Genomic DNA, 25,326 nt, shown 5'->3' with positions numbered 1-25,326 from the left:
GCCCGCCGCTATGCAGCAGTTCGCGGACATGCCGGAGGAGGAACGGCAGCGGCTGGCCGCCCAGGGCGAAGCCGAGTTGGTGCGACTCCGGTCTGAACCATCGGAGGACCAGCGGCCGCCGGACCGGCCGATGCCCCCTCCCGCGGATCGGTCGGCGCCCGCCGGGAACACCGTCATCCCGGGCACCCGCAAGCCCAACCGCGATCGCATCGTAACCCCGACTGATGACGACGACGAGGACGACGAATACTTCCGGGACCGCCAGCAGCGCGGATGGCTGCAGTGACCAGGGCGCGGGTGGTCTTCGACACTGAGATCAACCCGGAGTGGACGCCGACTCTCGCGACGGCACCGACGGAGCTCGTTCTCACCGAGCCGATGCCGGGGTTGTGCAGCGAGCACGGTTGCACCGCCATTGAGATCCGTTCCTTCGCAGTCAATTCCAGTGGCCCACTATCGGAGTTGCCGACACTGCGAGCCATGTTGCGCTCCATGAAACCCGGGCGGCGGGACCCCGTCCTAGCGCGCGTCCGCTTCGACTGCCCGGCCTGCGAGTTCTGTCTCCTCGAGGTCCGGCGCTTTCGTCGAATCGCGCTGGTGGCACTGCTGGCGATACCGCTGACAATCGCGGCTGTCCTCATCGCACGGGCGCTCGAACTCGAACCGCTCTATTTGCCTTTAGCTTTCGTGAGCGTGCCCGGATGCATGCCGATCGCGTTGCTGGTGGCGATGCTGTCCTGGAGTCGCTCCCGCTATTTCGCCGATGTCTGGATGAACGGAACAGCCGACCAGCTGATCGTTTTCGCGCACCCGGATTTCGTGGCCGCGGTCGAGCGCAATCGGGCGGGGAATCGCTGAACCCCCCACTGGAGCCCACCACAATAGGGGCCCAAGCCTTTTCGCAGCTCCGCCCACCGGAGCCTCTAACGATCAGTTTGTTCACAGCACTTAGTGAGGACGGATCGAGAATTCTGCTAGCGTTCGGTACGCGATTTCGAGAGAATAATCGCAGTGTTGGATCGATATTCTGGCAAGTTCTGTGCGGTGCTGGAGATGTCGGAGCGGAGGTATCCGATGGCGGTGGGTTTCATCGGGTGAGTGCCGATCTGGGGACGTCGAGCATGGCCTGGCTGGGCGGTGTCGTCGTGTGGGTGTGGCCACAGGTCGACATTTCCCAGGCCTGGCCCTTTGGTTATTCACTTCCGTGCCACTTGCGCTTGGGCCTACGCTGCGGCTCCCGCACCGGCCAGCGCACCGCCCACACCAACACCGCCAACGGCACCCCAGCCGCCAGCACCAGCCCGGCCGTACTCCAACTCATCGTCCTTGCTTCCCGCACGAGAACGCGGTCCACCGAGCGAAAGACATTCGCGGAGAAACAGTTTCGACGTCCGCGACATACATCACCGCATGCAACATCAGCACATCCAGATGCAGCGGCGACGGCATGATCACCGCATCCACTTCCGCACCCCGGACCTGGTCGACCAGCGGCACCAGTGTGATGTCCGGCGGCCATACCAGCGCGTAGCCGAGCCGCCGCGCCAGCCGCCGCACCTGCGCCGCATCCCATTCCGGATTTCCGGTGACCACCGGGTCTATCCAACCCAGCGCGGTCGGACGCGACCTCATCGCTGCCTTGCATCGCGGAATGCGGCTGTCGATGTGAGCCGCGCGGCGAGTGCCGCGGCATCCGCACCGGGGTCGGTCAGTCCATCCAGGACATCCAGCAAGGTTTGCATGTCGAGGCCGGCCGTTGCCGGTGGGTTGGGATCAACGAAATAGCGACAGCCCAGTCGCTCGGCGTGACAACGAGTCTCGGACACGTGCTCCGGCCCATTCGTCCGTTCGAGGCGGACGGCTTTCGGCCTTTTCTTGTCAGCATCGGCGGATGTGGATCGCCACGGCGTGTACTGCTGGCAGATATCCATGTCCTGGCTCATTCCGTGCTGTTCCTCCTGATCGCGTATTGGTAAGCACCCGCCGCCGAGGAGCTGTCGCCACCGACAGGGTTGGTTGTCCGGTTTCGAAGATCTGTTGTCAGGCAGAGGGGCTGGTGCAGGTCGGGCAGTCGGCGGGCGAATCGGTGGGGTGCGGATGTCCCGTCTCGATCAGGCGTGTCCAACAGCCGCGCAACATCTCACACGTCGCTACCGTGCAGTCGGCGTGTAGCTCGCGGGAGATCTCCCGATGCATCTGCGCGGGTGTCATCGCCTGACTCGGATACCGGTGCTCGATGGGATCGGCGGTCATATCAGAACCCCTGGTGCGGGACATCAGCCGGGACCAACCGCCCGGCATCGATCAGCCGTTTCTTCGCCTGCGCCTTGACCGGGCACATCGACGCCGCGCACTCCAGGTGGGCCTGCATCACCGCGTGGGCGTATTCGATTGTCATTACAGGCAATTCGCAGTGGTTCGTTACGGGAAGGCCATGCATACGGAGACTCCGAACGTGGGTGTGAGTGTCTGGAAACCCGGTAGCCAAGGACGAAACTGCCTGTGCGACACGGTAATTCACTGAATCAGTGGGTATATCCCGGCTACCGGGGTGATTTCAGTAGTACCTCACAGGGCACACTTTGGAAGATGTCTATCTGCGATTCACGGAACTTATTCCCGCACTTCCAGAGTGCCTTTCATGACCATTCCAAAATGCACGCCAACGACTAGTGAGGCTACGTAATGACCGGTTCGGCTGTCCCGCGTCGAATGTTGGGCCGTCAGTTGAAGAGGCTCCGAGAGGAGTCTGGTGTCTCGCCTACAGCAGCGGCCAGGGCCATCGAGGTGTCGCCCCAGACGCTGTGGCGGATGGAGTCGGGCCAGCGCGGGCCGAAACTAAAGGAGCTGTACATCGGTGTCTTGTGCAAGATGTACGGCGCCACTGAAGAAGAGAGTACGGCGCTGGCCGGTCTCGTCGCGGAGACGAAGAAGCCGGGCTGGTGGCACAGCTACGGCGATGCGGTTCCGGCTCACTTCGACCTGTTCATCGGGTTGGAGGAGGCTGCGAAGCGGTTGACGACGTTCCAACTGACCCTTGTCCCCGGTCTGCTGCAGACACCGGACTATCGGCGGGCGCTCGCCTGGATCGAGTTCCCTGGCCAGGCTGCGGCGGCCCTGGAGACACTAATCGAAGTGCACAGTCGACGGCAGTCGAGGTTGCGGAACAGTGCGCGAGACTTCGAGTTCCGGGTGCTCCTCAGTGAATCGGTGCTACACCATCAGGTGGGCGGTCCAGCCGTGATGGCGGAACAACTCCGGCATCTTGCCGACGCCGGCCGGCGGCCGAACGTGTCGATCCGAGTGCTCCCTCAGCAGGTCGGAAGCCACCGGGGGCTGATCACGGGATCATTTGTGTTCATGGAATTTCCCGTGCATCCCACATCTCGGCTGACCGAGCCTCCCGTGGTGTATGTGCAGGGCTACACAGGGGCTCTTTACTTGGACCAAGAAGCGGAAATCACGCAGTACCGAACTGCAATCGCGCAGATCCGGCAGGTAGCGTTGGATGAAGACATAAGCAGGGGACTGCTACTGAAAGTTGCAAGGGAGAACCAAGCGTGAGCATCGACCTGTCCGGCGCAGCATGGTTCAAGAGCAGCAGGTCAGCCAGCCAGGACACATGCGTGGAAATCGCACACCTCAACGGTGGCATGGTCGGGGTGCGGGACTCGAAGAACCCCACGGGCCCAGCTCTTGTATTCAGTCCCGCTGAGTGGGATGTATTCACGGCGGGTTTGCAGAGCGGGAGGCTCGAGCTGTCCTGAGTGGCGTGCATGTGAAATCATAGGAACCCCAGGTGTGCTGGGGTTCTCCCGTTCCCAGAGCTCCACGCCCGCACGTCGACGACGGTAGGTGGACGTGCATCGGTTCGGCTGCCGCTGGCGCCATCCGAAACAACCTCGGCGTCGCACTCGGCGCCCCAAGCTCTCCTACCTCGCTCTATGCGCTGCGCCCAAGGCGTATCGGATAGGATTCGCGTCATGAGTGATGGGGGGACACCAACCTCTGGCCAGAACCTTGCGGTGGTGCCCGAGAAGGTGCGAGAGGTGGGCAAGTACGTCTACGAGTTGGCCGAGGCACTGCGATCGGCACTGGACTCCGCGGCTAAGGACGTCGCTTCGCTGACCGATGGCAGCTGGACCGGGGACGCCGCCAACGAATTCTCAGAGGGTTGGACCGAGGTCCGCGATGGCGGCACCACGATCATGACCGCCCTGACGGGGATGGCGAAAAAGCTCGGCGTCACTGCAGATACCTATCAGGCGCGTGATGGGAGCAACGCTGCGTCCTTGAACACCTCGAGTCTGGATCTGCCATGAGCTCCCAGTTTTCGGTCGACCTGGACCATCTCGATGAAATCGTGGTCCGTCTGTCAGGACTCGCCGGGTTCATCGGCGAGCATCTCGATGAGATCGATGACCGGGTCGCCGCCTTGACCGGCAGTGGGTGGGAAGGAGTTGCCGCCCAGGCGTATGCGGATGCCCACGCTCAATGGGTTACTGGGGCAAGGGAATTCGTCGAGGGTGTGAAGGATGTCAGCGACGCGGCCAAGGCGGCCCACGCGCGCTACACCACTGCACGCGACACGAATTACACAATGTTTTCCCAGGGATAAGACGCATGGGTGTACTGGTTATCGACTGGCAGACCTACTACGACGCCGGCAAGAAATGCCACGCCCTTGCCACCGATCTGCGTGCCGCCGACAAACCGGTCCACGATGCGGTCAAGGGTGAATGTGCGGGCATGGCCGGTAACACCGCGGGCTGCGAACAATGGGGCAAGACCTACGACCGCGTCGCCCAGGAAACGATGCAGACCTGCACGAACCTGGCCGACGCCCTCACCAACTTCGGCAACATGCTCTACGCCGCCGGGCACAACTGGGCGCTGTCCAATAACTCCAACCCGATGCCCGACCGGCCCACCGTTACGGCGATGTCGGAGTACAAGGTGACAATCCCGACTTCGGTCGGCGACAACGGCGACGGTGCCACCGAGGGAAAGGGCAGTATCCCCGGCTTCTACGACGCGCTGGTCGGGAAGATCCAGGACGAATTCGGAAGCAAGCTGCCCAACGGCAACAAAGACAAGCTCGCCAAGGCCGCATCGACATGGAAAACGTTTGCCGAACACAAAACCATCACCGATGCCGCGTCCCGGATCACCGAGATCACCAACCTTTTCAGCGATATCCAGGACAAGAAGGGCCTCGACCCCCTCCTCGGCCACCTCACCACCCTCAATGGCGGCGCCACCCAACTTGCCGCCGCGTCCCTCAGCCTCGCCACACCTGTCGCGGAGTACGGCACCGCCACCTCCGAAACTCGCGACAAATTCCGGGACGCGGTCACCAACGCCTTGATAGCAGCCGGAACCACCGTCTTCATCGGCGTCGCCGCCTCCTGGATCACCGCTGCCCTCAGCGACGTGGCCGCCGGCGTCGGCGTCGTAGCGATCGCCGGCAACACCGCCAGAGTGCTCAAGAGCACCTACGACACCAGCAAACTCATCAAAATAATCGGCACGGCCTCCGCAGTGGCGGGTGCCGCAACCTTCACCGTCACGGCATTCGACAAAGTCCCCAGCCTCACCGATATCGCCATCAAACTCGGCGCCATCATCGCCATGAAGGTTTATATCGATGATGAAGACAAATTCGAGAACTTGCCGCCGGCTCCGGGCAACCCGGCTCCGGGTATGACTGATGAAGTTGAAAAGTACATCCTTGGGAAACATGTCAAAGGCGCGCCCAACTATAATCCTACAAAGGGCACCTGGCCTGACACGATTACCGGCGAGGCGCTCGACGAGCTGGCCGAGGCAGCCGAAAACTCACCGGCACGAGGACCGAACTACGACGGCAATTTTGAACGCGAGGTTGACGCCGGTAAAGTTATCGGAAGCGTGTCAGAGCAGTTGGGTGGTCACGCCACCAGTCGATACAAGATCATTACCGACCGATTCGGCGGCATTATTACCATGTATCCGATCCCGTAGATGCTAGGAGTTGAATTGGGAATCGACATAATTATCCAAAATCAAATCCACGAACGGATCCACCTGGCGTATGGGGACGTGGAAGATACGCTTGTCAAGTATCGAGAGAATGCTCCGGCAGGCTCAATACTTCGGGGTCTTCACGCGCACGCGGACACAATGTTCAACACAACTCAGCTGGCCATCCTCTTGGACGAATTAGCAAATCTGTCGCCGAGCAATGACAAAGAAGCAGAGATGCTCGTCGTATTGCGTGATGCCGCCGAAACCGCTATCCGTCGGAATGGGTATCTTTGGTTCAGTGGGGACTGAATTCGTGAACGTTTTCCGCCGTTGCTGAAGCCGGTCCTGCATGCAGCGCGCGGCGGCGAATTTGCGCATCCGGGTGCCCGGCATGGTGGCCCTTGCGAACGATACCTTCGCGGCCAGCGCGGGTTCCCCACAGCGATCATCTGCCGCGATTTGGTAGCGAACAGCCGAAATGCGATCTTGCGTAGGTGTTCTCGCCATCGACGGACGGAGAAATCACCGACTACCCGTCCATCGAGATCTACCAGGACAATTCCGCAGGAAATTCACGCCCAGTACTGATCGATCCGGCGAATTCCGGGAGCCAGTGGGGACCACTCGCCAACCTGCCGTCCTTCCATGAAGTAGGAGGAGGAAAAGCAATGTTCGAGCCGTTCAAAGCCGACTTCACTGATCCGAACTGGGAGCGGAACAAACCGACAGCCCTGGGTAGCCCGAGCAATCCGCCGTCAACTGTGGTTGTGCGCTAGTGGAGCATCGTGACGACACCCGCGCGCGCTGCTTGATGTCCGGCCCCGTTTTCTGGCAGGCGACGACGCTAGCGGTACCGCTCGCATCGGCGACGGCCGTAATGCTGTTCGCGTTGATGATTCGTGTGGCCGATGCGGCGTACCCGTCGGTCGACACATCGAAGCATTGGGTATTCGCCACCATCACCGTCGTTATGGCCGTGGCGGCGGTACTCCTTGTGCTACGGAGAACACCGCGGTCTCTGGGCACGGCTACCGGTATAGCGACATCCGGCTTACTCGTTGTATTCGTCTGGTTGGCTACCGCATGAGCGGCCTACCGTCGAAATACGCCCGGCAGGACTGGTTCGGCCCTGAAGCGTTCATCGCCGTAGTCATCGGCATGGTCTCTATCTCGTTGCCTTACACCGGACTAGTTCCCCGCGACGCGATCTGGTTCATAACCGGACCACCCATCGTTGGTGGCCTACTCATCGCCATCAGTGCCGCCAGCCTTCCACTCAGTGACAGCACCCGCCGAGTAGGCGTCGGTCTACTAGCCGCGTTCGCCGGATTCCTGTTGTGCATCATCGGATTTCTCATCGGCCTCGCAATCGGGGCAATCTTCACATAGTGACTACCGCCTCCCGCGAAGATCACGCATGCACTGCCGGATGACGTCCCGCGCCGCGAGCCCGCTTTGGTAACCCCGGGCGAGGAATCGGCGTCAACATCGTGGTGAGTGGCCTGCACAGCTCGGCGCGGAGTTCCTTGCTGGTAACGGTCCGGCTGTGCAGATCGAAATCGCAGTCGCGCAATTGGTAAGAGCCGCGGCAAGAGAACCGGAAAGTACGCGGACCACAGGAACGCGATGCGGTTCTCGCAGCGACGGCTCGAGACCGTGCGCGCAACTTATGAGCGGTCCTCGACATCGAGCAGCGGGCGTGGCGGGCGCAGCGGGTGATCCTCGCGGCGGAGCGCGCCCCGAAGCGCGGAATGAGTTGGGGGCAGCGTTAGTCGCCGTTGACGCGGAGGTCTTCGAGGAGGTCTTCGGCCCATTGGACTTGGACTGAATCGGGGCCGGTGACACCCATGGCGGTCATCACGCTCAGCAGCATGCCGGTGCCGAGGAAGCGGCGCATCTGTTCGGCCGATGCGTCGGTGAGTTCTTGGATCACGCGGTAGATGCCGCCGAAGCGCTCGCGGACGGCGGGGCCGATGGCGGGGTCGGAGGCGGCGGCGAAGGACTGGAGCAGCACCAGGAGTGGTTCGCGTTCGTTGAGGAACGTTTTGTAGCCGGTGCCCAGTGCGTGCATCTTCTCCTCCGCCGTCGAGTCGGGTGTGATGCCCTCGGCGGCGGCCGCGCGGAAGACGTCCTCGATGCGGTCGCAGACTCGGTTCGATGCGGCCAGGAACAGCTGCTGTTTGGTGCCGAAGAGGCGGATGACATACGGCTGTGAGACGCCAGCTCGGCGCGCGATCTCATCGGTTTTGGTTGCGGCGTAACCGGATTCAGCGAACGCGGCGATGGCCGCGCGCAGTACTTCCTCGCTGCGTTCGGTGGCGGTCATTCGGGTTCGGGCTGCTCTCGCCATCGGGCTCCACTTCGTCGGTCGGCCGCTTGCCTTGACATGTTATCAGTCGATGCATACTCTTCGAATCCGTTAGTTATCAGTCGATTACAACAAAGGCTGGAACATGTCTCTCGAAACCTCCGCCCCGCCGGTCCTGGTCGAACAGCGCATGGGCGGACGCCGATTCGCCGCCGTACTCGCCGCCGTCGGCCTGCCGATGTTCATGGTCACGCTGGACAACCTGGTGGTGACCAATGCGCTGCCGGTGATCCGCAGCGAACTCGGCGCATCGCTGGCCGACCTGCAGTGGTTCGTCAACGCCTACACGCTCTCGTTCGCATCGCTGCTGCTCACGGCCACCTCCATCGGCGACCGGCTCGGCCGTCGCCGGGTCTTTCTGTCGGGTATCGCGCTGTTCACCCTGGCCTCGGCCGCCTGCGCGGTGGCCACCGAACCGTGGATGCTGATCGCCGCCAGGGCGGTCCAGGGATTCGGTGCCGCCGCGGTGATGCCGCTATCGCTGACCCTGTTGTCATCGGCGGTGCCCGAGCGGATGCGCAGCGTCGCCATCGGCATCTGGGGCGGTATCTCCGGACTCGGCGTCGCGCTCGGCCCGCTGATCGGCGGTGCGGTGGTCGAGGGGCTGAGCTGGCAGTGGATCTTCTGGATCAATGTGCCGATCGGCCTGCTGGTGCTGCCGTTCGCGGCGCGGGTGCTCACCGAATCACACGGCCGGGCCAAGCGGCTGGATCTGCTGGGGCTGGTGTTGTCCGCGGGCGGAGTGCTGGCGGTGGTGTGGGGCGTGATCCACGGTGCCGATGACGGCTGGACCTCGACCGGTGTGCTGTCCACGCTGATCGGCGGAACGGTGTTGCTCGGCCTGCTGATCGTGTGGGAGCTGCGTACGACCGATCCGATGCTGCCGCTGCGGCTGTTCCGCTCCCGCGCCTTCCGGGTGAGCAATACGACCGGCTTCACCTTCTCGGTCGGTGTCTTCGGCTCGATCTTCCTGCTGGCGCAGTACTTCCAGGTCGTCCAGGGCTATGGGCCACTGCAGTCCGGCATCCGCACCATGCCGTGGACGATGGCGCCGATGCTGGTCGCTCCGCTCGCCGGTCTGGTCGTGGACCGCGTCGGCGCACGGACGCTGCTGACGGCCGGTCAGGCGCTGCTGGCGGTGGCGCTGGGCTGGATGGCGGCCATCACCTCGGTCGATGCGAGCTACGGCGCGTTCGTCGGGCCGTTCCTACTCGGCGGCATCGGCATGGGCCTGACATTCGCGCCCGGCTCCACGGTCGTGATGGCCAGCGCGAGTCCGGAGGATCGAGCCATGGCCTCGGGCACCAACAGCACCATCCGCGAGGTCGGTGTCGCCATGGGTGTCGCGATACTGGCATCGGTCTTCGCCTCCCATGGCTCCTATACCAACCCGCAGAGCTTCGTCGACGGCCTGATCCCGGCCGTATGGGTCGGCGCCGCAATCGTCGCGGCAGGCGCAGTGCTCTCCCGTCTCCTGCCCAGCCGCATCGAATCCGCGCACTGATCTGTTTGATCGAGACCGTGCGTCCGCCCCGGGCCGAACGCCTGGGGCGGGCGCACTTGTGTCTGTGGTTGTCCCCCCGTGGTGTAGACGTTGCCTTGCGCTGATCGGTGACGCGGGCTGACTGCGGGCGCATTTACGTGTGGCCCCCATTGCGGTGCGGGTGTGCCGCTGCTTGCGCGATCGGCGTCGCGTGCTCATCGGCGCCGCGGGCTCGCCTCGGGCTGCTGGTGGCGGGCGGGTGGACATCGGTGATGGTGTGTGTAGCAGGTTGACCCGCCAAGCGATGTTCGACGCCGTGTGTTGATCAACTGCTGACCGAGCCCCTGGACCCGGCGTGGACCGATCGCCTGTGGCGGGCGCATTTGCGTGTGGCCGTCATCGCGGTACGGCCACACCTCGGCGACCCTGCGCGGCAATTCGCGCCCACGGGTCGGTGTTGCGGGTCGCCTCAGGCCGCTGGCGGCGGCGCACTTCCATATCGGCGCGCGGGTGGTCAGCCGCCCGCGCTGATTGACACCGCGAGTTGATCATTCGGTGATCGAGACCGTGCGTCCGCCCTGGGCTGATCGCCGGGGGCGGGCGCATTTGTGTGTGGTCGTGCCGCGTGGTGCGGGTGTGCCGCTGCGTGCGCGATCGTCGCCGCGCCCTGATCGGCGCTGCGTCCCCTTCCTGGTTTTCGCGGGGCGTACTTCGATATGGCCGTCGTCTTGGTGGACGCGCCGCGCGGGCTTGGTCGTGGTCTATCTAGCGAACGATGGGCGCCATCGGGCGTGGGTGGTGCGTACAAGGTCGGAGCTGCGGATATCGCGCGACCTGCGATAATGCTCAAGTGCTATCGGTACACTCGCGGTGTGGCGAGCCCAAAGGGTGAAGTGCTGCGGGGGCGCGTTCCTGCTGTGGTGCGGGTGGCGGGTGGGCTGATCGCGCTGGAAGGGGCGGGGTTGGTGGCCATGGCTGCGGGTGCGATCGGTCGCGAATCGGGTATCGCCATTCAGATCTACTGGCTGATGGCGCTCGGGATGGTGGTCTTTCTGGCGGGGGTGGCGGTGTTCGTCGGCCGGAAATGGGGGCTGTTGCGCGTTATCGCGATCGTGATCCAACTGCCGCTGCTGCTGGCGGCGCTCGGACTCTTGCTGGGCGGCGGTCGGATCTACGGGATCGTGATCGGTGCGGTTGTCTGTTTTATCGTTGGTTTGCTGTACGCCCCGTCTGCGCGACAGTGGCTCGGGCCGCCGCACGGGCGCTGGCCTGGGTGAACTCTGCGCGAGCTGGTGGTGGCACACGCTCGGCGGGCGACGCGGCGGTAATCCGGATGAATTGCCTCCGGCGCATCGAATACGATTCGACCAGCAGCAATGTGGGTAGGCAATCACGCGGACCCGCGAACCGATCCCCAGGGGAGAGACGAACGATCGTGGCCGACGACAACGATGGAGTCGAGAACGCAGCGCTGACCGAGGAGGCTCTGGCCGCTGCCGCGGCGGAGGCCGAGAAGGCGTTTGCGGCGGCCGCCGATCTCGATGCGCTCGCGGTCGCGAAGACCGAGCATCTCGGCGGTAAGGCGCCGCTGGCCTTGGCGCAACGCGCGCTGGGCAGCCTGCCGAAGTCGGAGAAGGCGGATGCGGGCAAGCGCGTGAATGTCGCGCGGGCCCGGGTATCGGAGGCCTTCGAATCGCGCCGCACGGTGCTGCTCGCCGAGCGCGACGCCGCCGTCCTGGTCGCCGAGGCGATCGATGTGACACTGCCCGCGGTCCGGGCCGCTGTCGGCGCCAGACATCCGATCACCGTTATCTCCGAGCAGATCGCCGATGTCTTCGTCGCGATGGGCTGGGAGGTCGCCGAGGGTCCCGAGGTCGAGACCGAGCACTTCAACTTCGACGCGCTGAATTTCCTGCCCGACCATCCGGCCCGCACCATGCAGGACACCTTCCACATTGCGCCGGAGGGGTCGCGCCAGGTGCTGCGCACGCACACCTCCCCGGTCCAGGTGCGTTCGCTGCTCGAGCGCGAACTGCCCATCTATGTGGTGTGCCCCGGCCGCACCTTCCGCACCGATGAGCTCGACGCCACCCACACCCCGGTCTTCTCCCAGGTGGAGGGGCTCGCAGTGGACAAGGGCCTGACCATGGCGCATCTGCGCGGCACCCTGGACGCGTTCGCCCGCGCCCTGTTCGGGCCGGATACGCGGACTCGTATGCGCCCCAACTACTTTCCGTTCACCGAGCCATCGGCCGAGGTCGATGTGTGGTTCCCGGACAAGAAGGGTGGCGCTGGCTGGGTCGAATGGGGCGGCTGCGGCATGGTGAACCCGAAGGTGCTGATCGCCAGCGGGATCGATCCCGAGGTGTACAGCGGGTTCGCGTTCGGCATGGGGCTGGAGCGGACGCTGCAGTTCCGCAATGGCATCCCGGACATGCGTGACATCGTCGAGGGTGACGTGCGGTTCACGCTGCCCTTCGGTATCCGGTCCTGACCTTCCATCCATCGAGAGAGCGAAACGTCAAGTGCGAGTAGCGCAGTCCTGGCTGACGGACATCATCCGCCGGACCACCCCCGAGTGGTCGGTGACGCCGGAGGAGCTCGACGCCGGGTTCGTCCGTGTCGGTTTGGAGGTCGAAGAGGTCGACAAGCTCCAGCGGGTGACCGGTGATATCGATAAGCCGCTGGTGGTCGGCCGCGTCGCCGAGATCACCGAGCTGACCGAGTTCAAGAAGCCGATCCGGTTCTGTAAGGTGGATGTCGGCAACCCGGACCTGCAGGAGATCGTCTGCGGCGCAACCAATTTCGCGGTCGGCGAGCTGGTGGTCGTGGTCCTGCCGGGTGGGGTGCTGCCCGGTGGTTTCCAGATCTCCTCGCGCAAGACCTACGGGCATGTCTCCAACGGCATGATCTGCTCGGTCGCCGAACTCGGTATCGGCAAGGATCATTCGGGCATTCTGGTGCTCGAGCCGGGTACCGCCGAACCCGGTACCGATGCCAATGAGCTGCTCGGACTCGACGATACGGTCATCGAGCTGAACATCACGCCGGACCGCGGCTACTGCTTCTCGGCCCGCGGTCTGGCGCGCGAATTGGCGTGCGGATTCGATCTGGAATACGCCGATCCCGCGGTGCGGATACTGCCCGATGACGAGCAGCAGGCGTGGTCGGTTCGGCTCGAGCCGGAGTCCAAGTGCACCCGGTTCGCGGTACGCCGGGTCACCGGCATCGATCCGAATGCGGTGAGCCCCTGGTGGTTGCAGCGCCGGCTGCTGCTGTCGGGTGTGCGCCCGATCTCCCCCGCGGTCGATGTCACCAACTACGTGATGCTCGAGCTCGGGCAGCCGCTGCACGCCTTCGACGCAGACAAGCTCAAAGGCGGTCTGGTCGTGCGGACCGCCGATGCGGGCGAGACGCTGCGCACCCTTGACGAGGTCGAGCGGGTGCTCGACGCCGAGGATGTGGTGATCGCCGACGACTCCGGCGTCATTTCGCTCGCGGGCGTCATGGGCGGCGCGACAACGGAAGTCGGCGCCGGGTCGACCGATATCGTGCTCGAGGCCGCCACCTGGAATCCGCTGCTGGTCTACCGCACCGCGCGCAGGCACAAGCTGGTCTCCGAGGCCGGTAAGCGCTACGAGCGGGTCGTGGATCCGGAGATCAATGTCGCCGCGCTCGATCGCGCCGCTCAGCTGCTGGCCGAAATCGCCGGTGGCACCGTGGAATCCGCGCTCACCGATGTGCGGGTGTCGGTGCCAGCCGCGCCGCCGATCCGGATCGATATCGATCACGCCGATCGGGTGGCGGGCGTGGTCTACCCGACCGGTACCTCGGCGCGTCGTCTCGCGCAGATCGGCTGCACGGTCGAGGTGGGTGTCAACGAGGCCACCGGGCACGGGCAGTTGGTGGTCACGCCGCCGAGTTGGCGGCCAGATCTGGCGCAGCCCGCGGACCTCGTCGAGGAGGTGCTGCGGCTGGAAGGGCTCGAGCAGATCCCGTCGGTAATTCCGACCGCCCCGGCCGGACGTGGTCTGACCGCCGGACAGCGGCGGCGTCGCGCGGTGAGCCGGGCGCTGGCCTTCGCCGGATGTGTCGAGGTGCCGCCGCCGGTTTTCCTCCCCGCCGATGTGTTCGACACCTGGGGCCTGGATGCGGACGACCCGCGGCGCAACACCACGCGGGTGCTGAATCCGCTCGATACCGAACGTCCGGAACTGGCGACCACACTGCTGCCCGGTCTGCTGGAAGTGGCCGCGCGCAATATCTCTCGCGGCGCGCGTGATCTCGCGATCTTCGGCATCGCGCAGGTGGTGCAGCCCGGTCCGAACGTGCGCGCGGTCGACGTGCTGCCCGTGGATCGTCGGCCCACCGACGAACAGATCGCGGAACTGCTCGATTCGCTGCCCGCACAGCCGGTGCATATCGGCGCTGTCCTCACCGGTCGCCGGGAACCGCGCGGGCCGTGGGGTGCGGGACGTCCGGCCGAGGCCGCCGACGCGTTCGCGCTGGCCGATGCGATCGGTGACGCGGCGGGTGTGACGATCGAGCGTCGCACCGCCTCGTATCTGCCGTGGCATCCGGGACGGTGCGCGGAATTGGTGGTCGATGGCCGGATCGTCGGGCATGCAGGCGAATTGCATCCGGCCGTCTTGGAGCGTGCCGGTCTGCCGCCGCGCACCTGCGCCCTCGAACTCGATCTCGATGCCCTGCCGCTGCGCGAATCTCGGCCTGTCCCAGTGGTTTCCCCGTTCCCTGCGGTACTGCAGGACGTTTCGGTGAGTGTGGCCAAGACCGTCCCCGCTGCCTCGGTGGAGTCGGCGCTGCGCACCGGCGGCGGTGCGCTGCTGGAGGATATCGCCCTGTTCGATGTGTACGAGGGCGCGCAGGCGGGCGAGGGACGCAAGTCGCTCACCTACGCCCTGCGCTTCCGCGCCTCTGACCGCACGCTCACCGAGGACGAGGCGAGTGCGGCCCGCGACTCGGCGGTCGCCGCGGCTGCCGATGCGGTAGGCGCGGTGCTGCGCGGTTAGTCAGCTGAAGTCGGCCCCGGACGGTATGCCGTCCGGGGCCGTTTCGCGTTGCGGCCCAGGGCATTACTCCGCGGGCAGGTCGAGCTGACCGCCTTCGCCGGACCCGGGCAGATCCGGGCGCGTTCTTGGATGTGCCACTGTTCAACGCCGAGACCGCGCCGCCATGTGATCAGGGCATGCGGCAGTTGCTCGGGCCGCCGTTCGACTCTGAGCCAAATGGCTTGGCAATCAACATCGACCGCCAACTGGGGCGGCCTAGTGCCGCCTCCTGCTAGCCCCTGCCATATCCAGCCCTGGGGCCGTGGTCTATCGAACGATAGTCGAATGGTGGTCACGCGGGGGCGGATTCATCTGGTCGATGCAACAGTGGTTGATTCGATGAGTATGTTATCGAGGATGTGGGCAGGGGTGCGGAAGCCGTAGCGCTTGCGTGGGCGGGTGTTGAGTTGGGCGGCGACAGGGCCGTGTTCGACCGCCATACGACTACGCTCGGCGAGCAGTCGGAGGGGGTAGCACAGCAGTCTGTCTGGAGGGGGGCACTGGCGATTGCCCGGCTCCGTGAACTGTTTCGGGTGGTGTTGCCGGGCATCGCGCCATGATCGGCGACGGGCACAGCGGTAGCGCCGCGGCCCACGGCTGGCGCGTCGACGGTCCGAATAGTCACGCGCAGAAAGGGATCGGCCGTGCAGCTAGTGCCAGTGCTGAGAATGGTTCGGCGGGGGGCAGGTGGGAATACCGTTTGATATGGTAAGGATCTTCGGACGGGTCGAGAGGGTGGGGATGGCGCACCGAATGACGTTGATGCTGCGACCGATGGGCGGTTGAGCCATGGGGTTCGGCATGTTCAATTGGAGCGCAAGTGATCTCGGGTCCGCGATGTTGGAAAGTCTGACCGACTGGATCGCGGGTGAGGAACGTCAGCCGGGTGTTGATCCGGCGGCCGTGCAGAACAAGTACAACCAGCAGCGCGACGGTGTGCGCAGCGCTGCCAATGGCATCGGCTTCCAGGGCGATTACCGACCGCGTTCGGTGCAGGGCCGCGACGACTTCGATCGGCCGTCGACCGCAGAGCTGCGCGAGAAGGTCGACAAGATCGATATCACCGCCGTCGACAATCTCGCGACCGCATGGAATGAGATCGGCAAACGCGCCGAGACCTCGTTGGACACCTTCAAGAAGGCGATGGAACGCGCGACCGATGAAGGCATCTGGAAGGGTGCCACGCGCAATGCCGTCGCCAAGGCCGTCGGGGATTACAGCACCCAGGCCGTGCAGCTCGCCAATGCCGCCAAGCTGACCGGTAGCAAGGTGGCTGAACTCGGGACCGGTCTGGAACCGACCAAGGCCCTGGTGCCGCACGCTCCCGACCTGCGCTCGAATGTCGAGAATGCCAGGCACTGGATCGCGGGCCGGGGCTGGCGCGATAACGATGAGGCCGAGAGCACCGCACATGCCGAGGCGGTCCGGGTGCTGCGCACCGTCTACGCGCCGGTCATCGAGGAGACCGACACCAACGTCCCGGTCATCCCCAAACCCGATAACCCGACGGCGAAGCCGGGTGAAACTCCCGGCGGCGGGCCGGGTAACAGCCCTGGTGGCGGCGGTCCCGGTACCTCCCCGGGCAATCAGCCGACGGACAAGCAGGAGCCCAAGCCCACCGAGCAGAGTCCGTCCACCGATCCGTCGAGTACCCAGTCGACGGATAGTTCGACGACACCTTCGTCGACCACCAGCACCGAGCCGACAACGACGAAGCCGGATACCACCGCGACCAACCCGTCGTCGACGACAACGCCGACCACCACGGGTTCGCCGACCCGTTCGGGCAGCCCGAGCGGCACCCCCGGTGCGACCAGCCAGTCGCCGGGCCGAACAGTCACCGGCACGCCCACCGGCACCGCCGCTACCACCGCGGCGACCGCAACGACTGCCGCGACCACGGGCCGCAACGGTATGTCCGGTATGGGCTCACCCGGCAATCGCGGCGGCAAGGACGAGAACGAGTCCACCAAGGGCATCCCCGATTACTTGATCAACCAGCAGAACGGCGAAGAGCTCACCGGGCTCACCAATGCGCCGAAGACGGTCCCGCCGGTCATCGGCGAGTAGGAACAGGAAGACCGCATGACAACCGCGCGGCGGTGGCGATTCACCGCGCTCGAATTCCGAGTGCTCTGGGAGTCGACCGGACGGGATGTGCTCCCGTATCCGCTGCGACATCGCTCCACCGAGGTCTTCCAGGAGGATTCGGATCGGCTGCGCCGGGCCGCGGCCGAGGTGGTGATGCCGCAGCTGGGCGAGGATCTGGTGCGTGCCGTCGAGGTGCTGCTGGCACCGGAGGCGCGGGTCGAGGTGGCCGGATTCCACGGCCCGCGCAACGAGCACAAGATCCGTGCGCACGGTGGCGTGCATTTCCAGCACGCCGCGCTGGCGATCCAGCAGCCCGGCCTCGATCACGAGCACGGCGGCGCGGTGGACCTGCTGTTCCTCACGGCCGAGGAGCTGGCGCCCGCAGTGGTCGATGCATTGCCGGAATGCCGTGCGGGACAGGGTAAACCGATGCAGGTTCCGGTCGAGGAGTTGGAGAAGCCGCCGCCGGTGGTGCGCGATGCGTGGCGTCCGACGGTGCGCGAGGAGTTCGAGAAGTTCTTCCGTCGGCCGACGACCGCCACCGTACACGTGGGGGTGTATCCGTTCGGCAGTGTGGACAATCGGCATACCAAGGGCCGCAAGGACTTTCAAATCACCGATTTCGAAAATGACGGCCGCTATGTCAGTTTCGGCAGTCGTACCGTGATCGTGAAGCCGACCGATCGCCAGCGTATCGCCGCAACGCTGCGCGAAATGATCGGCCGCACTGTGGAAGAGGTCCGCAACGGCGATCACCTGGCCCCGTGAGGGATTCCCCGCGCCCACCGGACGCGGGGAATATCGGACTCAGCCCTTGATCTCGCCCAGAATTCCGAGCACCACATCCGAGGTGTAGAACGGCTCCAGCCGCTCGCGAATCAGCTTGCCCAGCACGCCATTTCGCTTCGCACCCGCGATTACGGCAGGACCGTAGCGCAGGATCTCCTTGGCGATATCGTCGCCGGACAGGCCGAGTTCCGGCAGCATGGCGGCCAGCGTGTAATCGCCGTACTTGGTGAAGAAGACATCCACGCACTCGTCGACGAGCAGCCCGAAGTACTCCTTCTCCCTGGTGGTTACGGCGATCTCGTAGCAGAGCAGCACCAGTTCGTTCAGATCTTTCCGGGTCAGATAGTCCCGCAGACCGCTCACCGGTTCGTCGGCGTGCAGATCCCAGAACTCCATCGCGGCATCGTGCACCGGAGCGTCGCGCAGCATCTCCCGAATGGCATTGTTGGTGCGCTTCAGCGCGAAGACTGCGCCCTTGCCTGCCATATCGCCGATGAAGGTGCTCTCGGTGGCCTTCTTGGCGGTCTTGGCCGCCGACTGTCCCATGGAGATCAGCGAGGAGACGCCCGGAATCTTGCCCGCGATCTGCTTGTTCGCCTCCATGAAATCGGAGATGAGCTTGTCCACGAATTTCGAGGCGACGGTGGCGACCAGTGGGCTCTCGGTGAGCCGCTCCAGGATGCGCTCCTGCGCCTGGTGCATGCCGAAGATCTTCTCCAGCAGTGCCTCGACCGGTTCGCGCTCGACCACCTGGCCGAGGGTGTAGTCATTGTTCGCGGCGATATTGTCGTAGATCGAGTCGGCGAAGACCCCGACCATATCCGCGATGACCGGGCTGCCGCCGATCAGGTCGATTACGGTGCGGACCGTCTCCTTGGCCTGGTCGATCTCCACGACATCGCGGAAGATGAGAGTGTCGGCAACCCCGATCACCGATTCCACGTCACGGGCGACGACCTCGGTGAAGCGGTCGCCGCTCACCTCGGCCAGCAGGAATTCCACTTGGGCATCGAGTAGCCGTTCGGCGATCTCACGCGGCTCGCTCATCGAATTCCACCATCACATCCATAGTCCGTCGCGCTGGGCCAGCTTACGGATCGTTCGATTCGACGTCTTTGCCGTGCAACGATTTCCGTATCTGTTCCAGACGCTCACGCGCGGCTTTCTCGCGCGCCTCCCATTGTTCGTCGGCGCTGCGGCCCGCCGGGGTCTGCCGATCGAGTTCGCCCATCCCCTGCGCGGTGCCGAAGCGCTGCTCGACCTTATCGCGAACTGACTCGAAGGTAGGGACTCCGCCGGAGGAATATCCGCCCACCTCGGGCCCGGCCAGAATACCGGTCGGCGGTACCGGTACCGCCGGTACCGGAAAAACGCCTCCGACCTGCCCGGATGTCGCGGCGTCGGATTCTCGATCATGCGTCTGCGGCGTTGGAGTGGCGGGACTCACAGTCGCATTCGATCCGATATGACCGAGGCCAGCGGCCTCGACGACCGCAGTGTGTACCCAGGCGAGTCGCGGTCGCCCGGTGGTGGCGGTGCCGAGCACCGAAAGCAGTTCGTCATCGGATAGCGCCGCGAGCCGTGCGGTGATCTCACCCAAATCACTCATATCGCCAGGCTACGCACGACTGCGATCAGGTCGTGAGCAGTTCGCCGGTCCAGGCGCGGATGAGATCGATCCAGGAGACTTCGGTGGAGATGATGAGGTCGTTGTGTCCTGCGCCGGGGAAGATCACCAGTTGTTTCGGTTCGGGGGCGGCGGCGAACAGGCGCTCGGCGTGGCGTAGGGGGAGGAGTTCGTCGTGGTCGCCGTGCATGATCAGGACGGGGGATTGCAGTTCGCGGATGCGGCGCAGGCTCGGGTAGGCGTCGGGGACCAGTGGGCCGGGGAGGAATGGATATACGGAGCGGGCCGCGTCGCGGAGGCCGGTGAAGGTGGACATCAGCACCAGTCCGGCGGGGGGATATTCGGTGGCCAGTTCCAGCAGTACGCCGCCGCCGAGTGATTTTCCCAGGTAGAGGACACGTTCGGGGTTGACTCCCGGCTGTTCGAGCAGGATCCGCCTGGCGGCGTGGGCGTCGAGGTAGGTGCCGTGTTCGGTGGGGCGGCCGGTGCTGCGGCCGTAGCCGCGATAGTCGAAAGTCAGTACATCCAAACCGATTTCGGTGAGCAGCGCGTAGATCGGCACGCGGTCGCCGACATTGCCCGCATTCCCGTGGGCGAACAGGACGTGTCCGATCGAGTGTGCGGCGGGCAGCCACCAGCCGTGCAGGGTCTCGCCGTCGGTTGTCTGGATGGACAGTTCGGTGTAGTCCATCCCGAGGACCGACGGCGTCTGCAGGATCTGCCGATCCGGTTGGAAGGTCAGCGCGTTGAGGATCGGGCTGGCGGGGTGTCGCATGCCATCGTTCTTACTCGGTGCGCGCTGCCAGTGCGCGCCGACTCCCCGGACGCGTCATGCCTCGACGACGTCGACGCCCTTCCAGAAGGCGACGCGATCGCGCACCTGCTCGGCCTCCGGCTTCGGATCCGGGTAGTACCACGCAGCATCCGGATTCTTCGCGCCTTCGACCTCCACCGTGTAATAAGACGCGAGCCCCTTCCACCCGCAGACGGTATGGGTATCGCTGTCCCGGAAATACTCGCTATTCAGCGACCCCGCCGGAAAGTAGTGATTACCCTCGACCACCACGGTGTCATCACTCTCGGCCAGCACAATCCCGTTCCACACCGCTCGCACGCTCATCGAATCTCCCACCGTCGCACTCGATTCCGCCGCACACACATCACGGCTAACGGGTGTAACCCAACCCAAACCCACAGTATTCCCCCTCCACCAAGTGCCTCCCGCTCATTCTCCGCCCCGCACCAATTTCCCCCACCCGATCTCACCGCGGCCACACAAGATTTTTGCGACAACCAATAACGCGCCACCGCGCACCGATCTGCCTTCCCCCTCACCGTCGCGCCCCCACCACAACACCCCCTCAACCGACGAGAATGCGCTGACGCAGTATGGCTCTCGACGTTTGCCTGCACCAGAGCATGGTGATCACTTGTCCATGTCTGTGAGGGCGTGGTGGGGTGGGGCGATGCGTCTGGTGACGCTGCGGGGGCTCGGGGCTGTTCGGATGCGGTTTTATACGCCGAGGCCCGCTTTTAGGGCTGGCCAGGATTTGGGGAGGGCGGCCTTCCAGTATGGCCAGGAGTGGACGCCGATGGCGGCGTAGTCGATGGAAACGTCGGCGCCGAAGAGTTTCATGGCGGGGGAGAGGGCGAGGGTGCAGTCGTGCGAGACCTGTTCGATCTCGTTCGCGCGGAGCGGGTCGTTGGGCCAGGACCAGCGATCGTCGAAGGGGGCATCGTCGGGGCCGGGTATGCCGGTGCCCATGTAGAGGTGGACCGGTTTGCCGCGCAGCGCGTCGAGGTGTTTGCTCGGATCGTGGGCCGCCCACTCCGGGTTGCCCGCAGTGCCCCACATATTGTCCGGGTTGCCGCCCTTCGATTCGACCACGGGGCGCACCGACAACTGCCCGACACCGTCGGTGGAGTAGCAACCGCTGAAGGCCGCGAGGGCGCGGAACATATCGGGGTGCCGGACGGCCAGAATGGCGGCCGCTCCCGCTCCCATCGAAAGTCCGCCTATGGCGTAGACGCCATTGCCCTTCAGTTCGCGGTCGATCAGCGGCGGCAGCTCGGAGGTGAGAAAGGTTTCCCACTTCTGGTGTCCGATTTTGGGATCATCCTGCAACCAGTCGGTGTAATAGGTGCCTCCGCCGCCGACCGGCATCACCACATTGACCGGCTTGTCGGCGAAGAACTCCTTGGCGCCGCCGCGCAGCGTCCAAGTGCTCGCCGACTGGGATTCCGTTGCCCCGTTACCGTCCAGCAGCAGCAAAGTTGGGCGGGGTGCCGATTGGTTCGCGGGCACCAGCACATCGAGGTGAATGGTCCGCTTCATCGCGGGGGAGCGAACGTACATCTGCCATTGCTGTGCGGAGGTGCGCTCGATTCGCTCGACGACGGCGTCCGCGTTCGCGTTCGCCTGCGGAGCGACGACGAACAGCGGCGCGACCGCGACGACCACGGTTGCGGCGACAGTTGCCATCCGCCGGTGCCTCCGGCGTCCTCGCAATACCGATATGCGCAAATCCATGCTGCAAACCCTCATCGACGGTTGGCCCCCATAGGCGGCCGTGACATTTCGCGTCGACAATGCCATGGAACCGGCACCGTCGGATTCCCACTGCCGGTGAAGAAGTCGGGTTTCAGATTATGGTATCGGTGGGTGGTCATGCGGGCTTTGTGAGGATTCCGCAATCAGTCGGCAACGCAAACAGCCTGCGGTGCAATTGGATTCGTCCATCGCCGTGATGCGTGCTGACGGTTCGGCCCCGGTTGTCCTGTGCCAGTAAATCGTTGTCGAGGTCGGTGCTCCGACCTGCGGTGAGGAATGGCTATTTCCTGGCTTGTCTCACGCGGTGGCCAGAGGTGGTCGTCGTAGTTCGAAGGCATTTCCAGGGACGGTCCGGTGACCATGAGCGGGCCGAGACCGCGGGCCGCAGCTGTCGTTGCGAGGACCCGGCCGTAGCGACGGTGTCGTCACCGAAAACCCGACATCTCAGAACGTCTCGTCAGGAGCGCGCCGGTGGCTGGTCAGGATTTTGATCGCCTCGATGGTCACCCAGCCGCCCCACTCGAAACCGGTCACCGGCGTCCACAGCGGCCAGCGCACCGGCCAGGACCCATCCGCTAGTTGCGATTCGACGAGAACGTCCAAGCTCAACTCGACCTCATCATCGGTAAACCATTGGTGGGCAATACTTTCCGGCGACGCCACGAAGTCCCACGGCGCGTAGGACTCGTCCGAGTCGGTGCCCATGGTCTGGGTGCGCACGATCTTGCCGAGCCGTTCGGCAGCCGCTTGCGCGCGGCCGCGATCGGGAACGTTGTCCAGGAACGTGATCGCTGCCATCGTCTCGTACGTGTTGACGCGCGTGACGCTCTCGACTATCTGCCAGCAGTAGTCCGTGGCCGCACCGAGCCACTGGTGCTCGAACTTGTTCTTGTGCAACAGCCCGGCGATGCTCCCGGTCGGAATAAGCGAACCCTCGTATCGCTCCGGGATCTGCCACCACGGTGCTCGCGGGTAACCGTTGGCGTTGGGGTGTACGAACGGCAGCCCGCCATCCTCAGCGCTGATCGCCAGCAGGTAGTCACAAGCGCTCCGCACCAACTCATCGCCCAGCCGTCCCACCTCGTCGAGGAACGTGAACGCCGCCTGGATGGCCGCTGGCTGACTTCCCGGCCCGCGACCGTCCGGTTCGAGCGCCTGCCCGAACCCGCCGTCTTCGTTGCGGTAGGGCTGCAACGCGGCCACGACCATCGCCGGATCCCCGCCCCTGAACGCCGCCGCGAACCGGTGCCGCTCGAGCACCCGCGCATTCGACACGATGTACTTCTCCGCGCGATCGATCGCCACGGCAGTCAGCTTCTTCACCCCACCGACGCTAGAAGGAACACGAGCAGACGTCTTGAACGAATCGGACACCGCCTGCGCCCGCTGCCAGTCGGGCTGATCTGTGATCGCCCAGGTCACCGTCGTTTCCGCACGTGCGCCGTGACGGCGAACGCCTCGGCGCCGGCCAGCTCGATCGCATCATCGGCGCGGACATCGGATCACCACACCCGACCTGTCCGGCGGTCGCCCAACCACTTCTCGGTGTCTGTGATCGGACCGCTCACATAGCAGCACAAGCGAGCCATTCCCCTCGTGGATCGACACCGCATCGCCGCCGTGTGGAACCGCATTGAGATCGGGCCGGGGGGACGACTGACTCAACGATTGCTATTCGACTTGCGGACGAGCCATACTCGTAGCCAGGACAGCATGCCTGTCGTCGGCAGCAGCAAGAGCCAGAGCAGCCACCCCGTCACCGTCAGACCGGTGAAATAGAAGTTGAAATACTCGCCGGCATTCATGGCCCCGTCGGGATGTGCTTCCAGTCCCAGCCAGATCTGATATCCGACCTGATCGGCGACCATCATCGTGATCAGTGCTCCGATCACGCTGGCCGCAACGATCGCGTAGGTCCTGGGCCGAGCGAGGAACAGAGCACCACCGAACGCGGCGCCCGCCAGGCTGGTCGTGGCAGCACTCCAGAGCCACACGCCGATCGACTGGTCCAGGCCCAGCACATCGGTTGTCAGCGCGATCACATCGGTTGCCAGCTCGATCACGAACGTTGCCATGACGGCGATCAGATACGCGAGCCCAACCGGAAGACCCGACCGGGATGTCGGGTTCGTCGCCGGTGGTCGCACCATGCTCGGCCGCGACGAACCCGAGTTCATTACTGTTCGGTGTGGATTCGATTCGATGTTGTGAGAACGGTTTACTGCGGTCGGCCGCCAGGCTTCGGTGAGGACCCGGTGGGCGGCAGCGGCAAAGGTTCCGCAGTCGGGGTACCGATCCTCCGGGCGTTTGGCCATGGCGGTGGCGATCACCTGATCGACGCCGGGAGGCAGTCCGGGCACGAGATCGGTGGGGCGCGGCGGCGGTTCGTGGAGGTGCGCGGCAATGACCGCCGCCTGATCCGAGCGTGGAAACGGTGTTCGGCCGGTGAGCAGTTCGTACAGCGTGCAGGCGAGGGAGTACAGATCGGCACGTCGGTCGACCGGCTCGGTACCGAAACGTTCCGGCGCGGCGTAGGCGAATGTCGCGGTGGTTGCGGAGAGCGTTTGGGTGTCGCCGAACGCCCGTGCGATACCGAAATCGGTCAGCACTGCTCGTTCGAGCCCGTTTTCGGACCGGTCGACCAAGATGTTCGCCGGTTTGACATCGCGGTGGATTATCCCGTGAGCGTGGGCATGGTCCAGGGCGCGGGCGGTATCGCCGATCAGCCGCACCGCATGGTCCGCGGGCAGGCGGCCACCGCTACGCGCAAGCAGGCTGGTGGTATCCCCGCCGGCGATGTATTTCATCGAGATCCAGAGGGTTTCCGCATCTTTGTCACTGCGGTCATAGACGTGCACGATGTTGGGGTGATCGAGGCTCGCGGCCAGAGCGCTCTCCCGCTCGAACCGGGTACGCACATGAGGGTCGTTCGCAAGCGCGCCGCCGATCACCTTCAGCGCCATGGACCGTTCCAGGCGAGGATGGCGTGCCAGGAATACCACACCCATACCGCCCGCCCCGAGCACACGTTCGATCGTGTACCCGGCGAAAACAGATCCCGGATCCAACTGCATCCTCGCCGCCCCCGTTCAACCAATACGTCAGCGCAGCAACACGATACACTTGCCGCGGCCAACGGGTGCCGCCGATGTTCACGATCTCTGCAGCACAGAGCGATCGAAATCGGTGAACAGCAACCAAGTTCCAGCCGCGACTCATAGATGACATGCCCGAACTCGGTAGCCGACCAATACGTACCCGAATAGTGTTTCTGACCGAGATGCCAGCGGAGCCTCTGCCGCGGCGCAGCCCCGCTCAGCGTGTCGGCACTCACCTCCACAA

General features: G+C 64.6%; 28 protein-coding genes and 1 pseudogene. 16 read left to right on the top strand and 13 right to left on the bottom strand.

What is annotated here, in order from left to right; genetic code table 11:
* Window positions 1-286, top strand: a 286-nt coding sequence (locus ABZW16_RS07350) for a hypothetical protein (RefSeq protein WP_354953197.1), incomplete at its 5' end; no start/stop codon positions are given.
* Window positions 274-858: a hypothetical protein gene (locus ABZW16_RS07345; protein WP_354953195.1), complete on the top strand. Its 585-nt coding sequence runs from the start codon at window positions 274-276 to the stop codon at window positions 856-858. The genes ABZW16_RS07350 and ABZW16_RS07345, both read left to right, overlap by 13 nt.
* A 334-nt stretch (window positions 859-1,192) precedes the next feature.
* Here ABZW16_RS07345 and ABZW16_RS07340 read toward each other — a convergent pair whose 3' ends face one another.
* The 4 genes from ABZW16_RS07340 to ABZW16_RS07325 all read right to left on the bottom strand — a co-directional run bounded on the left by ABZW16_RS07340 (window position 1,193) and on the right by ABZW16_RS07325 (window position 2,398).
* A complete protein-coding gene (locus tag ABZW16_RS07340) occupies window positions 1,193-1,321 on the bottom strand; it encodes a hypothetical protein (RefSeq protein ID WP_354953193.1) in 129 nt (42 codons plus the stop codon).
* Window positions 1,318-1,632: a hypothetical protein gene (locus ABZW16_RS07335; protein ID WP_354953191.1), complete on the bottom strand. Its 315-nt coding sequence runs from the start codon at window positions 1,630-1,632 to the stop codon at window positions 1,318-1,320. The genes ABZW16_RS07340 and ABZW16_RS07335 overlap by 4 nt, the downstream gene beginning before the upstream one ends.
* A gap of 408 nt (window positions 1,633-2,040) precedes the next feature.
* Window positions 2,041-2,253 (bottom strand): hypothetical protein, encoded by a 213-nt coding sequence (locus tag ABZW16_RS07330; RefSeq protein ID WP_354953189.1) that lies wholly within the window; start codon window positions 2,251-2,253, stop codon window positions 2,041-2,043.
* 1 nt (window position 2,254) lies between these two features.
* Window positions 2,255-2,398 (bottom strand): hypothetical protein, encoded by a 144-nt coding sequence (locus ABZW16_RS07325; RefSeq protein ID WP_354953187.1) that lies wholly within the window; start codon window positions 2,396-2,398, stop codon window positions 2,255-2,257.
* A gap of 287 nt (window positions 2,399-2,685) precedes the next feature.
* On the opposite strand from ABZW16_RS07325, the gene ABZW16_RS07320 reads away from it, so the two are divergent.
* The 8 genes from ABZW16_RS07320 (at window position 2,686) to ABZW16_RS07285 (ending at window position 7,395) form a co-directional block, all read left to right on the top strand.
* Entirely contained in the window at window positions 2,686-3,564 is an 879-nt protein-coding gene (locus ABZW16_RS07320) for a helix-turn-helix transcriptional regulator (RefSeq protein WP_354953185.1), read from the top strand.
* Entirely contained in the window at window positions 3,561-3,767 is a 207-nt protein-coding gene (locus ABZW16_RS07315) for a DUF397 domain-containing protein (protein ID WP_354953183.1), read from the top strand. The genes ABZW16_RS07320 and ABZW16_RS07315 overlap by 4 nt, the downstream gene beginning before the upstream one ends.
* A gap of 216 nt (window positions 3,768-3,983) precedes the next feature.
* A complete protein-coding gene (locus tag ABZW16_RS07310; protein ID WP_354953181.1) occupies window positions 3,984-4,322 on the top strand; it encodes a WXG100 family type VII secretion target in 339 nt (112 codons plus the stop codon).
* Window positions 4,319-4,618 carry a WXG100 family type VII secretion target gene (locus ABZW16_RS07305; RefSeq protein WP_354953179.1) on the top strand — a complete coding sequence of 100 codons (300 nt, stop codon included), beginning with the start codon at window positions 4,319-4,321 and terminating at the stop codon, window positions 4,616-4,618. The genes ABZW16_RS07310 and ABZW16_RS07305 overlap by 4 nt, the downstream gene beginning before the upstream one ends.
* Window positions 4,619-4,623: 5 nt before the next feature.
* The gene (locus ABZW16_RS07300) at window positions 4,624-6,003 is read left to right on the top strand and encodes a hypothetical protein (protein ID WP_354953177.1); all 1,380 of its coding nucleotides are present in this window, start codon (window positions 4,624-4,626) and stop codon (window positions 6,001-6,003) included.
* 15 nt (window positions 6,004-6,018) lie between these two features.
* Window positions 6,019-6,315 (top strand): hypothetical protein, encoded by a 297-nt coding sequence (locus ABZW16_RS07295; RefSeq protein ID WP_354953175.1) that lies wholly within the window; start codon window positions 6,019-6,021, stop codon window positions 6,313-6,315.
* Window positions 6,316-6,500: 185 nt separating this feature from the next.
* Window positions 6,501-6,782 (top strand): hypothetical protein, encoded by a 282-nt coding sequence (locus ABZW16_RS07290; RefSeq protein ID WP_354953173.1) that lies wholly within the window; start codon window positions 6,501-6,503, stop codon window positions 6,780-6,782.
* A gap of 307 nt (window positions 6,783-7,089) precedes the next feature.
* Window positions 7,090-7,395: a hypothetical protein gene (locus ABZW16_RS07285; protein WP_354953171.1), complete on the top strand. Its 306-nt coding sequence runs from the start codon at window positions 7,090-7,092 to the stop codon at window positions 7,393-7,395.
* A 379-nt stretch (window positions 7,396-7,774) separates the two neighbouring features.
* Here ABZW16_RS07285 and ABZW16_RS07280 read toward each other — a convergent pair whose 3' ends face one another.
* Complete coding sequence (locus ABZW16_RS07280) at window positions 7,775-8,332, bottom strand: helix-turn-helix domain-containing protein (RefSeq protein WP_354953169.1); 558 nt, start codon at window positions 8,330-8,332, stop codon at window positions 7,775-7,777.
* Between the two features lie 127 nt (window positions 8,333-8,459).
* Here ABZW16_RS07280 and ABZW16_RS07275 point away from each other — a divergent pair, with 127 nt between their 5' ends.
* From ABZW16_RS07275 to ABZW16_RS07250, 6 genes are all read left to right on the top strand, one after another.
* Window positions 8,460-9,878, top strand: a complete 1,419-nt coding sequence (locus ABZW16_RS07275) for an MFS transporter (protein ID WP_354953167.1) — start codon at window positions 8,460-8,462, stop codon at window positions 9,876-9,878.
* An 851-nt stretch (window positions 9,879-10,729) separates the two neighbouring features.
* The gene (locus ABZW16_RS07270) at window positions 10,730-11,134 is read left to right on the top strand and encodes a hypothetical protein (protein ID WP_354953165.1); all 405 of its coding nucleotides are present in this window, start codon (window positions 10,730-10,732) and stop codon (window positions 11,132-11,134) included.
* Window positions 11,135-11,292: 158 nt separating this feature from the next.
* Complete coding sequence (gene pheS, locus ABZW16_RS07265) at window positions 11,293-12,351, top strand: phenylalanine--tRNA ligase subunit alpha (protein WP_354953163.1); 1,059 nt, start codon at window positions 11,293-11,295, stop codon at window positions 12,349-12,351.
* 31 nt (window positions 12,352-12,382) lie between these two features.
* On the top strand, window positions 12,383-14,887 hold the full coding sequence (gene pheT / locus ABZW16_RS07260; RefSeq protein ID WP_354953161.1) for a phenylalanine--tRNA ligase subunit beta: 2,505 nt from the start codon (window positions 12,383-12,385) through the stop codon (window positions 14,885-14,887).
* Window positions 14,888-15,727: 840 nt separating this feature from the next.
* Complete coding sequence (locus ABZW16_RS07255) at window positions 15,728-16,996, top strand: hypothetical protein (protein ID WP_354953159.1); 1,269 nt, start codon at window positions 15,728-15,730, stop codon at window positions 16,994-16,996.
* Between the two features lie 15 nt (window positions 16,997-17,011).
* A complete protein-coding gene (locus ABZW16_RS07250) occupies window positions 17,012-17,785 on the top strand; it encodes an ESX secretion-associated protein EspG (protein WP_354953157.1) in 774 nt (257 codons plus the stop codon).
* Window positions 17,786-17,824: 39 nt separating this feature from the next.
* Here the strand turns inward: ABZW16_RS07250 and ABZW16_RS07245 are convergent, their stop codons facing one another.
* The 8 genes and pseudogenes from ABZW16_RS07245 to ABZW16_RS07210 all read right to left on the bottom strand — a co-directional run.
* Window positions 17,825-18,853 (bottom strand): hypothetical protein, encoded by a 1,029-nt coding sequence (locus ABZW16_RS07245; protein WP_354953155.1) that lies wholly within the window; start codon window positions 18,851-18,853, stop codon window positions 17,825-17,827.
* 43 nt (window positions 18,854-18,896) lie between these two features.
* Window positions 18,897-19,415 (bottom strand): hypothetical protein, encoded by a 519-nt coding sequence (locus ABZW16_RS07240; RefSeq protein WP_354953153.1) that lies wholly within the window; start codon window positions 19,413-19,415, stop codon window positions 18,897-18,899.
* A 25-nt stretch (window positions 19,416-19,440) separates the two neighbouring features.
* Window positions 19,441-20,208: an alpha/beta hydrolase gene (locus ABZW16_RS07235; protein ID WP_354953151.1), complete on the bottom strand. Its 768-nt coding sequence runs from the start codon at window positions 20,206-20,208 to the stop codon at window positions 19,441-19,443.
* A 54-nt stretch (window positions 20,209-20,262) separates the two neighbouring features.
* On the bottom strand, window positions 20,263-20,553 hold the full coding sequence (locus ABZW16_RS07230) for a DUF427 domain-containing protein (protein WP_354953149.1): 291 nt from the start codon (window positions 20,551-20,553) through the stop codon (window positions 20,263-20,265).
* A gap of 393 nt (window positions 20,554-20,946) precedes the next feature.
* Complete coding sequence (locus ABZW16_RS07225; protein WP_354953147.1) at window positions 20,947-21,915, bottom strand: alpha/beta hydrolase family protein; 969 nt, start codon at window positions 21,913-21,915, stop codon at window positions 20,947-20,949.
* A 513-nt stretch (window positions 21,916-22,428) separates the two neighbouring features.
* Window positions 22,429-23,307, bottom strand: coding sequence for a hypothetical protein (locus ABZW16_RS07220; protein WP_354953145.1), 879 nt, complete (start codon window positions 23,305-23,307; stop codon window positions 22,429-22,431).
* A 338-nt stretch (window positions 23,308-23,645) separates the two neighbouring features.
* Window positions 23,646-25,058 (bottom strand): serine/threonine-protein kinase, encoded by a 1,413-nt coding sequence (locus ABZW16_RS07215; protein WP_354953143.1) that lies wholly within the window; start codon window positions 25,056-25,058, stop codon window positions 23,646-23,648.
* Window positions 25,059-25,183: 125 nt separating this feature from the next.
* A pseudogene (locus tag ABZW16_RS07210) lies at window positions 25,184-25,318 on the bottom strand (transposase); the annotation flags it as partial.
* Window positions 25,319-25,326: the final 8 nt, after the last annotated feature.

It is taken from the genome of Nocardia sp. NPDC004604 (assembly GCF_040609795.1).
Taxonomy (GTDB): domain Bacteria; phylum Actinomycetota; class Actinomycetes; order Mycobacteriales; family Mycobacteriaceae; genus Nocardia.
The sequence above is the reverse complement of the archived record's forward strand: the minus strand, read 5'-3'. Positions and strand labels throughout refer to the sequence as shown.

Bases quoted from the DNA above. Each gene is read 5' to 3' on its own strand.
- ABZW16_RS07280 (WP_354953169.1), bottom strand. From the start codon at position 8,332: ATGACCGCCACCGAACGCAGCGAGGAAGTACTGCGCGCGGCCATCGCC.
- ABZW16_RS07240 (WP_354953153.1), bottom strand. From the start codon at position 19,415: ATGAGTGATTTGGGTGAGATCACCGCACGGCTCGCGGCGCTATCCGAT.
- ABZW16_RS07310 (WP_354953181.1), top strand. From the start codon at position 3,984: ATGAGTGATGGGGGGACACCAACCTCTGGCCAGAACCTTGCGGTGGTG.
- ABZW16_RS07300 (WP_354953177.1), top strand. From the start codon at position 4,624: ATGGGTGTACTGGTTATCGACTGGCAGACCTACTACGACGCCGGCAAG.
- ABZW16_RS07250 (WP_354953157.1), top strand. From the start codon at position 17,012: ATGACAACCGCGCGGCGGTGGCGATTCACCGCGCTCGAATTCCGAGTG.
- ABZW16_RS07245 (WP_354953155.1), bottom strand. From the start codon at position 18,853: ATGAGCGAGCCGCGTGAGATCGCCGAACGGCTACTCGATGCCCAAGTG.
- ABZW16_RS07235 (WP_354953151.1), bottom strand. From the start codon at position 20,208: ATGCGACACCCCGCCAGCCCGATCCTCAACGCGCTGACCTTCCAACCG.
- ABZW16_RS07215 (WP_354953143.1), bottom strand. From the start codon at position 25,058: ATGCAGTTGGATCCGGGATCTGTTTTCGCCGGGTACACGATCGAACGT.
- ABZW16_RS07325 (WP_354953187.1), bottom strand. From the start codon at position 2,398: ATGACAATCGAATACGCCCACGCGGTGATGCAGGCCCACCTGGAGTGC.
- ABZW16_RS07285 (WP_354953171.1), top strand. From the start codon at position 7,090: ATGAGCGGCCTACCGTCGAAATACGCCCGGCAGGACTGGTTCGGCCCT.
- ABZW16_RS07335 (WP_354953191.1), bottom strand. From the start codon at position 1,632: ATGAGGTCGCGTCCGACCGCGCTGGGTTGGATAGACCCGGTGGTCACC.
- ABZW16_RS07275 (WP_354953167.1), top strand. From the start codon at position 8,460: ATGTCTCTCGAAACCTCCGCCCCGCCGGTCCTGGTCGAACAGCGCATG.
- ABZW16_RS07340 (WP_354953193.1), bottom strand. From the start codon at position 1,321: ATGAGTTGGAGTACGGCCGGGCTGGTGCTGGCGGCTGGGGTGCCGTTG.
- ABZW16_RS07320 (WP_354953185.1), top strand. From the start codon at position 2,686: ATGACCGGTTCGGCTGTCCCGCGTCGAATGTTGGGCCGTCAGTTGAAG.
- ABZW16_RS07305 (WP_354953179.1), top strand. From the start codon at position 4,319: ATGAGCTCCCAGTTTTCGGTCGACCTGGACCATCTCGATGAAATCGTG.
- ABZW16_RS07225 (WP_354953147.1), bottom strand. From the start codon at position 21,915: ATGGCAACTGTCGCCGCAACCGTGGTCGTCGCGGTCGCGCCGCTGTTC.
- ABZW16_RS07330 (WP_354953189.1), bottom strand. From the start codon at position 2,253: ATGACCGCCGATCCCATCGAGCACCGGTATCCGAGTCAGGCGATGACA.
- ABZW16_RS07345 (WP_354953195.1), top strand. From the start codon at position 274: ATGGCTGCAGTGACCAGGGCGCGGGTGGTCTTCGACACTGAGATCAAC.
- ABZW16_RS07230 (WP_354953149.1), bottom strand. From the start codon at position 20,553: ATGAGCGTGCGAGCGGTGTGGAACGGGATTGTGCTGGCCGAGAGTGAT.
- ABZW16_RS07255 (WP_354953159.1), top strand. From the start codon at position 15,728: ATGTTCAATTGGAGCGCAAGTGATCTCGGGTCCGCGATGTTGGAAAGT.